Consider the following 13,572-nt stretch of genomic DNA (forward strand, 5'->3'; position numbering starts at 1 on the left):
CCCGACTAAAGTCGGGGAGTAAACAGTGCCGAGGACGGAGTACAGGGACTCTTTCAATAAAGTAAACTAAACATAGTAGAGTTCAAGGAGGTCGGAGGGATATGAATCCTTATCCTAATGGGTACAAAATACGTAAAAGTAAAGCGTTAACTGTTTTATTGTCCATGATGTTTCCAGGGGCGGGACATTTATATCTAGGTCTTATGCCAAGAGGGTTGTCGTTCATGCTGGTGTTTATTCTAAATATCGTTCTGATCGTCTTCGCAGCTCAAGGTTCGTTCCCGTTTCATGTAGCGATCGTTACTTTCATGGCGCTGCTGCTTCCTGTTTCTTACTTATTGAATATCTTTGATGGGCTGCAGCAAGTGAATCAAATCAATCAGAATCAACAAGCCTTTGAAGCGAATGAAGCGATGAACCCTTTCATGAATTAGTACATATTCATCTTAGAAGAGCGGCTGCTAAAGCCGTTCTTTTTTTGTGTATGTTACGATTGCCTGTGTGAGTTATCGAGATAGAGCGATCACAACTACATTTTGTTCCATCTCCAAGAAATATGCTTAATGTACGTGGATTATCCCTGGGTTCAACATGGGACAAGGAATGAATGTGCTTGATCTAGGGCTATAAATGGTTATTTTAAGGGCATAGAGTAGGGGCTTTGGGAAGGGGAAATTAATTATTGACATCATTAACTGTAATAAATTATATTCTAGTTACGAGAAACAAGAGGGGCGGAGAATGTAATGAATAGTGATTTTACGATTGCGGTACATAGTCTATCCTATCTAGCTCATTTACCTTCGCATATTGCGCCAAGCGATCGTATTGCTCAAAGTGTCTCTGTACATCCGGTCCGAGTACGAAAAGTGCTTAGTATGCTCTGCAAGAAAGGTTATATTAAGTCCAAAGAAGGAGCAAAAGGTGGCTTCGAGCTAAATTGCAAGCCTGAGGATGTGAAGCTGGATGAGCTGTATTTGCTTACGTCTGAGGGATCGTTGAAGCCCAAATTTCCTAACTGTAATCCACAATGTCTGATTGGTGCGAATATCGAGAGCGCAATGGACGGCATTTTCGTCGCATTGGAGGATCAAGTTGGTAATTACCTAAATAATTTCACAATCGCCGATATACTTGATCGCGTGCAGGTACAAGCAAAACGCTAAATTTTTTTATGGATATCTGTAATATTTTTTAATACAGTAATAGGATTGTCGTAACATAGGTTAGAGGAGGAAAGGGAAATGCAGTGGGACCAGAAGGAAGAGGCAAAGGCTTCAAAAATTTATTATGGTTGGGTTGTCGTTTTCATTGCATTCTTGTCATTACTGGTATCTGCGGGAATTAATTCGATTCCTAGTGTCCTTATGCTGTCGTTCGAGAAAGAGTTCGGTTGGGATCGGGCAGCTGTGTCAGGGGCCCTTTCCATTAAAATTTTATTATATGGACTTATGGGCCCATTCTCAGCAGCATTGATGGCTCGATTCGGTATTCGTAGAATGATGGTAATCGCGATGATCCTATTGGCTGCAAGCTTATCGTTGACACCGCTAATGAATCAACTCTGGGAGTTCTTTCTACTTTGGGGAGTTATGGTTGGCCTTGGAACGGGGATGATGGCGAATGTACTCGGTGTTACGGTGGCTAATCGCTGGTTTGTGAAGCATAAAGGATTAGTTGTTGGCCTTCTCACAGCTAGTGCTGCGACAGGACAGCTTCTATTCCTGCCGCTGCTTGCGAGGGTAACCGAGGAATTAGGTTGGCGGTATGCCATATATACGACGGTCGCTGCTCTACTTATCATGATCCCAGTAGTCGCAGTATGGATGAGAAATCACCCTTATGATGTAAAGGTCGCGCCTCTTGGAAGTACAGAGATCGTCAAGCCGAGCCCTTTTCTGGGCAACCTATTCCTTGCACCTATTCTTGCTCTTGGATCTGCGGCTAAAAGCGGCACGTTCTGGATGCTTGCAGGAACCTTTTTCTTCTGTGGTTTCTCTACGAATGGTTTAATAGGCACGCATCTTATTCCCGCTTGTGGGGACTATGCTATTCCTATCGTAATGGCTGCGGGTTTATTAGCGATTATGGGGATGTTCGATCTGGTAGGCACCACGCTTTCAGGCTGGTTATCCGATCGCTTTGACAGCAGATGGCTGCTTTTCTGGTATTATGGTCTTCGTGGGCTTTCTCTTCTTTTCCTACCGCAAGCGCTTGGTATGGGCTATCAACAGCTTCTTATCTTCGCAGTGTTCTATGGCCTGGATTGGATCGCTACTGTTCCGCCAACGGTTAAGATTACGTCTGATGCATTTGGTAAAGAAAAGGCAGGTATGGTATTTGGCTGGATCATGGTTGCTCATCAGCTAGGTGCATCAACCGCGGCTTACGGCGCTGGCGTACTTAGGGATTGGCTTGGCAGTTATACGGTACCATTCGTGGTGGCAGGCTTTGTTTGTCTGTTCGCTGCATTAATGTCAGTACGAATTCAACGCTATAGTAAAGGTAAGATTGTAACCTCTATTGAAGCTTGAAAAAGGAGGGCTGCATGCTAGGCGTGTCCAAAACGCTAGAGGCATGCAGCCTTTTATTATAGTAATTGAACTATTCTTCCCCAAATAGATCATTCAGCGTGGTCCTTCGTTTCGTTATCTTGCTATTATATTCGAGTATCCTTACATATGGCGCCCGGTGAGGTATATTATTGATATGGGTGATTCACCATTGCCAAAGCGTGGGGGATGATACATATCAATGGAGGAAAATTACTTGCAAACCATTAAAACCAAATATTTTGACTACGGGAAAGAAGAAATGGATTACCTAGCAAGCTTGGATGAGACGCTCGGGGCTGCAATGGCGCGAATGGGCAGGGTTGAACGGGTTATCATTCCCGATCTGTTCACCGCTCTCATCTATGCTATTGTAGGTCAGCTAATTTCTGTTAAGGCAGTTCGCACGATTTGGGAAAGGATGCAGGTCAAATTCGGAGAAATTTCCCCGCAAAATCTAGCCATGCAGACTGCAGATGAAATCCAAAGCTGCGGTATGACGATGAAAAAAGCGGTTTGTATTAACAATATTGCTCAAATGATTGCGCAAGGTGCTTTTAACTTGGATGAGCTGAATGACTTGTCTGATACAGAGGTAATCAACAAACTCATGACATTAAATGGAGTAGGCAAATGGACGGCGGAAATGATGCTCATCAATGCCATGGAACGCCCTGACGTAGTTAGTTGGGGTGATATTGCCATTCGCCGGGGGATGATGAAGTTGTATGGTCTTCCTGCAATTACAAAGGGGCAATTCGATGAATATCGCCTCGGATATTCACCGTTCGGTTCAGTTGCGTCCATATTTTTATGGGAAATTTCATTTGAATAAGTATAGGAGAGCGGAGAAAACGATGAAGGAACAGTTATTTGAATTGGCTGAGGAGGATTATAGAAAGTTTGCTGCGGCCTTGATTCCGAATATAAATAATGTTCTGGGCGTTCGGCTTCCTTTGCTGCGCAAGTTAGCTAAAAAAGTGGCAAAGGACGATTGGCGAACCTATCTTGAACATGCTGAAAGTGAGTATTTTGAGGAAATCATGCTGCAAGGTATGGTTATTGGCTGTGTAAATACAGATATTGAAGATATTCTGCGTTATACAGCTGAATTTGTTCCGAAAATTGATAATTGGTCGGTATGTGATAGTTTTTGTATTGGACTAAAGTTCACTAAAACGAATATGCAAAGAGTATGGTTATTTTTGCAGCCTTATCTATTGTCTGACAAAGAATATGACATCCGTTTTGGTGTGGTCATGCTGCTTGATTTTTACATTCATGAAGAATACATCAGCAGCGTTTTACAGCTGCTAGATGGCGTCAAGAACGAGGGGTACTACGTCAAGATGGCAGTTGCATGGGCAGTATCCATCTGCTATGTGAAGTTCCCGGAACCTACCCTGGCATACTTAAAGCATAATTCATTGGACGATTTCACCTATAATAAAGCGCTGCAAAAAATAACAGAGTCTTACCGGGTGGACGCGGAAACAAAAACGATGATTCGCAGCATGAAACGAAAATAAAAGAGCCTATCATTTGTTTATGCAAATGATAGGCTCTTTCGACATAGATACAGGAAATCAAGTTAAGCACATATATTGATGTTCTTCAGGATTAAGGTTCAAATCCCTTCTGGCTTACATAAATCTGTTCCTCGGAAAAAACCTTCTTCAGTCGTTCAATGAGCATGCGATAGGAATCTGGGTGATACCATTCTTCCAGACCTATCTCTTTATACAAGGCATGGATGCCTAGTTGACGTGTGCGTTTTCCCCCGCTGCCATCTCCCATAAAATAATCATCTACACAGACACGATTGACCAATGGTTGAAGTAGTTGCGGGAAGCCTTCACTGCTTGGTAATAGGGGAGCAATCGTTGCTTGTGTCGGCACGCCAGCATCAGCCAATAACTGAAGCGTCTTTAACCGGGCGGGAATAGGAGGGGCATCCGGTGAAAAGTGCTTGCGGATGTCCTCACGGTCGGTTTCAACCGTCATACTTACACGAACCCTTTCCCCAAGGCGTAATAACAGATCAATATCTCTGCGAACAAGGGGACTTCGGGTCTGTACGAACAAAAAATCGGGTGGATCGCTAACCATAACCTCTAATAAGGAGCGAGTTATTTGTTCTTTGTGCTCAATGGGCTGATAAGGATCTGTACTCGATGACATAAAGATTGTAACCGGGCCTTTGGTCTTGGCTCTCTTAAGCTCCTTTTGGAAAATGTCTGCCGCATCTTTCTTGATGTCGACCCATGTTCCCCATGGCGCTTCCCGGAAGGTAGAGACCGGCATTTGCCGTACATAGCAGTATGAACAGCCGAAAGAACAGCCCGTATAAGGATTAAGGGAATGACTGTAGCCGGAGAGAAAGCCGGTTCCTTTATTCAGAAGCGTTTTCGGATTTTTGTATAAGTATTCCGTTTTCAAGTTTTCTTCACCATTTTCGTCCACCTCTACAAACAGTATAACGCCAACAATGAGTGTTTGTATGCAATATAGAATGTAACGGCAAGATAGCGAAATAACCATCGTTTTATGTTACATCTAGAAGCGGGGAAAGGGATGAACGACGAGATGAAGTGCGTTATGAAGAAAAACAACATTTATCGGGGCTGCATGAATGTTAGACAAATGGAAAACCTGGCCTCTTGGAGGTCAGGTTTTCGTATAGGTATTGGGTTATTCTCCATGTTGGATTTATGAAAAGAAGGGCAGTGAGCAAAAAGGGGTTCCCCCTCCTGCTCACTGCCCTCTACACGAATCTGACTATTATTTGCCGTTATAAAATGCTTCTAGCTCACGAACAATCGATTGGAGCGAGCCGTCAACGCGTGTCTGGCGCTGAGGCTTCTCGAAGAGCGCGGAAATTTGCTCTGGGAACTGCTGCTCAATGCCGCATAGCTCGATGGCTTCGTTAAATTTCGCTGGGTGAGCAGTTGCCAATGATACCGTAATTTCGCCTTCGCTGCTGCATTTGTCTGCCGCAGCTACGCCGCAAGCGGAATGAGGATCAAGCAGGTAGCCAGTTGCCGCCTCGTACTGTTTAATCGTGTTCAGACATTCTTGTCCTTGAACGCCATACGCAGAGAGATCAGCTTGCACGTTAGCAAGGGCTTCGCCGGAAATGGTGATTTCGCCTGCTGACTTGAACTGCTCCATCAGTGTGCGAGTTTGCTCAGCATTCTCGCCGAGCACATAGTACAGGTAACGTTCAAAATTGCTTGCTACCTGTATATCCATCGAGGGGCTGTATGTCATTCGGAAATCGCCTGGCTTGTAAAGGCCATCCAGAACAAACCGTTCCAAAATATTATTTTCATTCGTTGCAAGAATAAGCTTGCCAACCGGCAGCCCCATCCGCTTAGCCAAATAGCCCGCGAAAATATCGCCGAAATTTCCAGTTGGTACGCTGAAGCTAACCCGCTTCGCACCCGTTTGCTTCGCAACCTGGAAGTAGGCATAAAAGTAATAGACGGTCTGCGCCATAATGCGCACGAAATTAATTGAGTTGATAGCGGCAAGCTGATTAGCTGCCTTAAAGTCCAGATCAGCAAACAAATCCTTGATCATCCGCTGACAGTCGTCGAAATTGCCGTCTACGGACAAATTCAACACGTTGTCATCCTGAATAGTCGTCATTTGCAGTTCCTGTACCTTGCTTACTTTGCCATGCGGATGCAGAATGCAAATTTTGATCCCATCCTTGCCCTTCACACCCTCAATGGCAGAAGCGCCCGTATCGCCAGAGGTCGCACCAAGAATATGAATCTTCTTATTCTGCTTCGCTGCTACATACGTATATAATTGGCCCATGAATTGTAGGGCGATGTCTTTGAAAGCAAAGGTCGGACCATGGAATAGCTCCAGCAGGTATAAGTCATCCTTCAGCTTGCGTACGGGTGTTACTGCCGGGTCACGGAAGGTCGAATAGCTCGCATACACGAGTTCCTTCAAGTCCTGCTCCGGAATTTCTCCATTCGTATAGAGCGAGAAGATGGCAAGCACCAGTTCCTGATAGTCTAGCTCCTGCCACTTCTGCAGTGTCTCTGCCGAAACAACAGGAATTTCGTGCGGCACTAACAAGCCGCCGTCATTGCCAAGTCCCATCATGAATGCATCGATAAACCCGATTTTGCCAACATTTCCTCTTGTACTAACAAATTCCAAACGTATCTCCTCCTAATATACACACCAAAATCATTGACTATTAGTTAAAATAATATCATCGTTTGCGCTAATAATCGAATTATTTATGAATCAAATTCATTTGATAATTCCAATGCCTGAATAGGCTTGAGCTATTAAGACATGAAAAAGGGGTGCCTCCGATTAATAAAATGGAGTGATTTGTTAATAAAACAGCAAAAAAATCCTTCCTTATGATCAAATTTGGTGTTATGATGTGAAAATAAAAGAACTTGAAGGAAGAAATCCACCGACTCTATAAAGAGCAGCCCGAAGGAATCGGCGCTTGCTGCCGTTACAGATTAGCAAAGAAATCATAAGTGTATATTGGTATTATAACAAAATATATTAAAACCACAGGTGAGATAGCGCAGCTTAGATCGTATAAGATGCGCTATTTTTTTGTCGCAAAATGGTGGAAAAATCCTCTTATTATTTTAAATAAAAGGATTAATATACCAAAAAAAGTTAAGGAGGTGATGCTATCACTTAGGATGGTACATAAAAAAAGGAGTGTTTGGGAAGCTATCTTTCAAAAAAAATTGGGAGGTACGAAAATGAGGTTGAAACAAACGCTTTTTTCTATCTTATGTATGGCTCTCGCTTTTTCTGGAACTACCTTCACTGCTTCTGCAGCAGATCCAGTCATCACTGCGAAGGCTTCTAACAGCAACACCATTACGGTTACAGCTGTGAATAGGGCAATAGGAGCAGCTGACGAAATGATTCTGTTTACACGAGAAAACAGCAGTAAATTAACAGATTCAAATATTTATTCGACTGCAGCAGTCGTGGATTATCATGATGGTGAGTATAGTGTTACCTCCATCAGTGAACGTAAGGGTGCTGTAGAGATTCCCGCAAATGGCTTTGTGCTATTTGGACACGGAACGAGTGAGGATTGGATAAAAGACAATTTGAATCCAGGTGACTCAGTTGAAATTATCGGATATAAGCTCCCTGAACCGATAATCGGAGGTCCGCAGCTCATCATCAATAATGGGAGTGGAATACCAATTGATTTGATTGATGAGGATCAACAGAGTAATACTCTTGCCGTTTATACACGTCATTTTGGTGAAATGACAAAACCTTTTACGGAAGATACTGTTCAATTCATCATTGCCAATGATGCAGCTGTGGTGAAAAGCACCTATGCGCTCAATGGTCAAAGAGGAACAAATATCCCTGCGAATGGATATGTGATCTCGGCTTCAGGCAGCGCAGCGACAGCCTTATCAGACTTAAATCTGGAAGTGGGTCAAACGGTGCAGATCATCAATGTAACGATCCCCATTTTACCTTCCAAATATGTGAAAGTTAATGGCATTGCGGTAGGTATTGATAAAATAAACGGACCGCGCGGAGCGGGGGAAGTGATTCTATACCAGCCTTCTTATGGCGCAACAACCAATCAGAACGCCTGGGGAATGGAGCTTACTGTTAGTGGTAATAAGGTAACGAGAGTAGTAGCGATTGAAGCAGATCCCAATGGGGGTTTTCTCAATAACAATTCACCCATTCCAGCGGATGGGTACGTGCTGTCGATCCAATCGGGAAGTCCATATTATGATCAGCTCATTGGCCAGGTTCAAATTGGTGCAGAAGTTGAACTTGTAACGGATAACCTCACCTACCAAGCGGCAAAAACTTCGTTTGACGCTTTTAACCCGAAGGTAAAAGAGGATAATCCGAATGGCTGGAATGATTCCAGCGATAAGCCTTATCCAGGATTTAGAGGTACGGATCAGCTAATCGTCTATAATCGCAATTATGGCAATGAAACCGGCACGAACCCTTGGGGCAGTGAAGTGGTTGTCAACGACAAAGGCTATGTGATTAGTAATGGCGGTAATAACAAGAAAATTCCTGAAGGTGGATATGTACTGTCAGGCCATGGTGTAAAAAATACGTGGTTAACGAACAATGCGCCGATCGGAGCGAAAGTAAGTTTTGATTTTGCCAACAAGCAAGTGCTAGTTATCTTTACACCGGAGTCCTACTTGGATAGAGCGGCTATTAGTATCGAGAGTGCAGAGAAGTCGCTTCAGCAGTCCAAGGAACATTTTATGGATGTGCCGTATGATCAAATAAAACAGAAAATTGCGGATGCAAAAGCAGTTTATGAACAGGCAAAAGCGCAAATGCACGCTGGCGGCACAAGTGGTTTATTGGGTTTGCTTAATGACTTGGATGTGCAGGTCATAGATGCCAACTATATGAATTTTGAGTCTCCAAAGGTGCAAACCCGCGGGGTTTGGCTGAGGCCAAAAGAAAAAAGCTTAGATCAGGTTAAAGCGAATTTGCAAAAAATCAAAGAGACTGGCATTAACTCTATTTATCTGGAAACGTGGTGGGATGGATATACAACATGGCCAACATCTATTCCGGATACGGAATTGAATCCGATCTATGAAGGCTTTGATGTACTCGGTGCTTATATTGAAGAAGGGAAAAAACTGGGCTTGGAAATTCATGCTTGGGTGGAAAATTTCTTTGCTGGAGGGCCAGTTGTTCAGAATCATCCCGATTGGCGTTTGATGAGCAGAAAAGGCGATGACTATGAAGTAGGTAGCTTCAACGCCAAATGGTACTGGCTCAATCCAGCCCTGCCACAAACGAGAGATTTTGTTGCTTCCGTCTACAAAGAATTAGTTACGAAATATGATATTGATTCCCTTCATTTGGATTATGCAAGGTACCCAGGTTCCGGCGATTATACGAATGACTTTGGATACGATACGTATACTCGGAAGCTATTTAGCGACAAATATGGGGTTGATCCGATTAATCTACATCCGGGAGCCCAGCATTGGGATGAATGGCTTCAGTTCCGTGCAGATATTATTAATGATTGGGTGAAGCAGGCGGCTGAAGATGCACACAAAATAAAACCTAAGCTTCAAATTACGGCAGCTGTTTGGCCAAATTATGATGAAGCACCGAAAAGCCATGCACAAGAAACGAAAAAATGGTTAGACAATAACTGGATCGATCAAGTGTTCCATATGTCCTACGCGCCCGACTCAGCTTTAGTCGTAGAGGATTTGAAAAACACAATGAGAATAGCCGGTGACAATTCCTTCGTCTCATCAGGTCTGGACACATTCCAGGGCAACACGACATCGGTTGTTGTCGATCAGGTTAACGAAGCAAACAAGAATGGTGCAGCCGGTGCGGCATTATTCGAATTTGAAGGATTATTCAATTATAAATATGACAAATTACTAAAAATCGGGGTCTATCGTAATGAAGCAATCATGCCCGATTATCGAACAACGAAACCATTAGCCACAATTATGGAAGAGATTATACGCAAAATAAATGAGATTTATATCCCTTTTGGGGGCTTGAGTAGTGTTGAGGCTGATAAGCTGAAACAGATGCTTCAAGTAGCCTCGCAAGCTTTGAAAGCAAACCCAGATTTGCAGGATGAGACCGCAAGCATCGTGATGCAGCAGATCGACATTGTAAAGAGCGAACTTCTTGGAAACAGCTCGATTAATTTGGAAGTGAAGAACCGTATGAACCATGATTTGGATTATGGCAGAACAATAGCAAAGATTTACTTTTCCAAAGCAGCGTCGAAAGCGCAATTAAGTAAATTGACGGTAAGTACGGGAGCTTTAACCCCTGCATTCCATCCATCGACGTATTCCTATCGAGTACAGGTTGGGTATGGTGTTGCGAAATTGAACATTTCGGCAAGCGCTAGTAAGCCGAACTCTGTTATTTCTGTGGCCAACAAACAGTACGATAATGATTCGGCTATTCCTGTGGAGCTCGCTGTTGGATCGAATCAGGTTAAAATCAAAGTCATTTCCGATGATGGTTTAACGGAGAGCTACACCGTAACGATTGTTCGTGAATCGAATTCGGGAAGCGTGGGCGGAGGCGGCATAACTCCTCCAACAACAACCCCTGTCGTTCCGGATCCTCAAGATCAAGAGAATCCTTCGAGGAATGTGAAGCTCGACAGCGATGCGTTAACGCTTAAATCAGAAGTCAAGGCAAATGGGAAAACCTTATTAACTGCATTGGTGAAGGCAGATGAGCTGAATAAAGCCCTCAAAAGTTTGAAGGGAAGAGATACGATAACGATCGATGTCGGAGACGGAGAGGATATTCAACAGGTAGGCATTCCTGCACAGTCATTGATAGATGCGAGAGCAAGTGTACCGAATGCAGCAATAATCATTCAGGGAAATCACGCTGCATTTGAACTTCCGATAAGCTTACTTAACCTATCCGCTTACAGCAATGAGCTTGGAGGAGATATCAAAGATGCTGTCATCTACATCACAATGGAGCAAGTTAAGGGCAATGAATTAGAGCGAATTCGGAATCAGATCAAGCAGGAAGGAGCTACTCTGTTAGATGATCGGGTTATTGACTTCTCCGTTCGAGTTGAAGCAAATGGCAAAGTGATAACCATTTCGAACTTCGGCAATATGTATGTGGCTCGCAGCATTATTCTGGATCAATCTGCACCCTCGGATATTGCAACAGCTGTCTATATCGATCCGATAACAGGACGATTCTCTTATGCTCCTTCTCTGTTTACGACAGCAAAAGGTCAGACCACCGTTCAAATTAAACGGAATAGCACCAGTATGTACGCTGTTATTCAATCCTCTAAAACATTCAAGGATTTGACCAATCACTGGGCAAAATCCGATATTGAGCTGCTTGCTTCAAAGCGCGTTATAGAGGGAATAAGCTTCGATCAGTTTGCACCGGACCAAAAGGTTTCTCGTGCTGAATTTGTAAGTCTTTTAGTTCGAGCGTTAGGCCTGAATATCGATTCTGGTATCTCCAAATTTGATGATGTTTCTGAATCAGCGTGGTTCGCTGGGACCGTAGGTGCTGCGGTGAATGCAGGAATTGTGAATGGCTATAAAGACGGCTCCTTCGGTCCTAAGAATGCGATTACTCGAGAGGAGATGGCCGTGATGGTCGGCAGAGCGATAGCATTTGCTGGCAAATCATTAGAGACTTCCGCTAAACTTGATGCCCTGTTAGCTGTGTATCGAGATAAAGATAGGATGAGCTCATGGTCACAATCTGCAATCGGCAAGATACTAGAGACAGGTATTATGAAAGGCGTGACGAGTACGACTTTCGAGCCTGGAAAACAGGCAATGCGCTCTGAAGCAGCTGTAGTTATTAAACGCATGCTGCAGTATTTAGCTTTTCTGAATTCGTAATGGAAGATTAATCATTCAATGAAGGTGGGGAAAGTAAAATGTCAAAGAGGTATCGTTCATTTGCACTCCTATTAGTCATTGTTATGTTGATTTCGTTGCTTGCCGCTTGTGCCTCCAATAGCTCGAGCGGAAACAAAGATACTACAAAACCAGTTGCGGAAACGACTCCTAAAGGAACGGATAATGCAACAACTACACCAGCAGATACGGATAAGCCTAAAGATAAGGAACCTGTGGAAATTAAATTTTGGACGATCTCTCTAAGCCCTAATTTTGATGACTATATCAATGGACGTATTAAAAAGTTTGAAGAGCAGAATAAGGGAGTAACGGTTAAATGGACAGATATTCCCTATGGTTCTATGGAGAATAAACTGCTGACATCGATCGCTGGCGGCAAATCTCCGGACGTGGTCAATTTAAATACGGGCATGACAATGACATTGGCTGGGAAAAACGCGCTCGTTGATTTGAACAAGGAAGCAACGGAGGAGCAACGTTCCATTTACTTCCCGGATTTGTACAATTCAACGAAATTGGGCGAAAGCGTATATGCTTTTCCATGGTATTACGGTCTGTCTGTATTCGCCTACAACAAGAAAATCTACGAAGAAGCGGGACTTGATCCGAATAAACCGCCTACCACGTATGAAGAGATGAAGCAGCAAGCCATTATTATTAAAGAAAAGACCGGCAAATATGGGTTCGTTCCGAGTTATAATCCACCGTCAGATTTTTATTTCTTAGGTGTGCCTATGATTAGTGAAGATAAGAAGACCATCATTATCAATACGCCGGAAGCGTTGGAATGGTCCAAATGGAACAAAGATCTTTATGAAAAAGGAATTGTTCCCAAAGAGAGCTTGGCCGCAGATGCCAACTATGTGACTGACAAATATCAATCCGGTAAAATTGCAACATTGATTACAGGAGCTCAGTTCTTAAACCGCGTAAAAACTAACGCACCAGACGTCTACAATAACACCCTCGTTGCCAAAATGCCTACCCTCAAAGCAGGCGGTAATGTTCAAGCAGGTTTGATGAACGTCGTTGTTCCTACCATGAGCACCCATCATACAGAGGCGATATTATTCGCTAATTTTATTACCAACGATGAATCCCAGCTTGAGTTCTGTAAAGTAGTTAATATTCTTCCATCTACAAAGCAAGCTGCATCGGATCCATTCTTCACGGAAGCTGGAACCGATCCAGAATCGCAAGCTAAAATCATCACTGCCCAAATGGCATCCATGAGTAAAGACTTCTCGTTAGGCGTGAAGAATGAAGGAGAAGTGCTTGATCCGTTATGGAAAGGATGGAAGGAAATGTTGAACGGAAAAGTGTCTCCGGAGGAGATGCTGAAAAAAGCGGAAGCAGAAATGCAAAAGAAGCTGGATGAAGTTAACGCAAATGAATAAGAGTCAAGACAACATGAAGGAGTAAGTGCCAAGACAATACGGAGGAGTGAGCGTAACTCACTCCTCAGACTGTCGAGAAACCTCGACAGTCATTTTTTGAAAAATAAGAAAGTATAAGTTTTCTCCATACTTTGCTTATTTTTCAGAGGGAAGAAACTTACTTCGCCGCCAAGGACGGCATTAGCCGTTTCTTCTTGA

General features: G+C 43.4%; 9 protein-coding genes. 7 read left to right on the forward strand and 2 right to left on the reverse strand.

Annotated features, from left to right (window positions below; genetic code table 11):
• Positions 1-101 precede the first annotated feature (101 nt).
• From EKN16_RS05095 to EKN16_RS05115, 5 genes are all read left to right on the forward strand, one after another.
• Positions 102-434 (forward strand): DUF6677 family protein, encoded by a 333-nt coding sequence (locus tag EKN16_RS05095; protein WP_125654228.1) that lies wholly within the window; start codon positions 102-104, stop codon positions 432-434.
• Between the two features lie 312 nt (positions 435-746).
• Positions 747-1,166, forward strand: coding sequence for an Rrf2 family transcriptional regulator (locus EKN16_RS05100; RefSeq protein ID WP_125654230.1), 420 nt, complete (start codon positions 747-749; stop codon positions 1,164-1,166).
• A 78-nt stretch (positions 1,167-1,244) separates the two neighbouring features.
• Entirely contained in the window at positions 1,245-2,534 is a 1,290-nt protein-coding gene (locus tag EKN16_RS05105; RefSeq protein ID WP_125654232.1) for an MFS transporter, read from the forward strand.
• 235 nt (positions 2,535-2,769) lie between these two features.
• Entirely contained in the window at positions 2,770-3,387 is a 618-nt protein-coding gene (locus EKN16_RS05110; RefSeq protein ID WP_125654234.1) for a DNA-3-methyladenine glycosylase family protein, read from the forward strand.
• A 22-nt stretch (positions 3,388-3,409) separates the two neighbouring features.
• Positions 3,410-4,081: a DNA alkylation repair protein gene (locus EKN16_RS05115; protein WP_232016229.1), complete on the forward strand. Its 672-nt coding sequence runs from the start codon at positions 3,410-3,412 to the stop codon at positions 4,079-4,081.
• 91 nt (positions 4,082-4,172) lie between these two features.
• Here EKN16_RS05115 and EKN16_RS05120 read toward each other — a convergent pair whose 3' ends face one another.
• A complete protein-coding gene (locus tag EKN16_RS05120; RefSeq protein ID WP_125654238.1) occupies positions 4,173-4,991 on the reverse strand; it encodes an SPL family radical SAM protein in 819 nt (272 codons plus the stop codon).
• Between the two features lie 342 nt (positions 4,992-5,333).
• The gene (gene thrC, locus EKN16_RS05125) at positions 5,334-6,731 is read right to left on the reverse strand and encodes a threonine synthase (RefSeq protein ID WP_125654240.1); all 1,398 of its coding nucleotides are present in this window, start codon (positions 6,729-6,731) and stop codon (positions 5,334-5,336) included.
• 575 nt (positions 6,732-7,306) lie between these two features.
• Here thrC and EKN16_RS05130 point away from each other — a divergent pair.
• Together EKN16_RS05130 and EKN16_RS05135 are read left to right on the forward strand one after the other, a co-directional pair.
• Positions 7,307-11,956: an S-layer homology domain-containing protein gene (locus EKN16_RS05130; protein WP_164522681.1), complete on the forward strand. Its 4,650-nt coding sequence runs from the start codon at positions 7,307-7,309 to the stop codon at positions 11,954-11,956.
• Between the two features lie 38 nt (positions 11,957-11,994).
• A complete protein-coding gene (locus EKN16_RS05135) occupies positions 11,995-13,374 on the forward strand; it encodes an ABC transporter substrate-binding protein (RefSeq protein WP_125654244.1) in 1,380 nt (459 codons plus the stop codon).
• Positions 13,375-13,572: the final 198 nt, after the last annotated feature.

The organism is Paenibacillus baekrokdamisoli (genome assembly GCF_003945345.1).
Taxonomy (GTDB): Bacteria; Bacillota; Bacilli; order Paenibacillales; family Paenibacillaceae; genus Paenibacillus_Z; species Paenibacillus_Z baekrokdamisoli.

Bases quoted from the DNA above. Each gene is read 5' to 3' on its own strand.
- EKN16_RS05135 (WP_125654244.1), top strand. From the start codon at position 11,995: ATGTCAAAGAGGTATCGTTCATTTGCACTCCTATTAGTCATTGTTATG.
- EKN16_RS05130 (WP_164522681.1), top strand. From the start codon at position 7,307: ATGAGGTTGAAACAAACGCTTTTTTCTATCTTATGTATGGCTCTCGCT.
- EKN16_RS05095 (WP_125654228.1), top strand. From the start codon at position 102: ATGAATCCTTATCCTAATGGGTACAAAATACGTAAAAGTAAAGCGTTA.
- EKN16_RS05100 (WP_125654230.1), top strand. From the start codon at position 747: ATGAATAGTGATTTTACGATTGCGGTACATAGTCTATCCTATCTAGCT.
- EKN16_RS05115 (WP_232016229.1), top strand. From the start codon at position 3,410: ATGAAGGAACAGTTATTTGAATTGGCTGAGGAGGATTATAGAAAGTTT.
- EKN16_RS05105 (WP_125654232.1), top strand. From the start codon at position 1,245: ATGCAGTGGGACCAGAAGGAAGAGGCAAAGGCTTCAAAAATTTATTAT.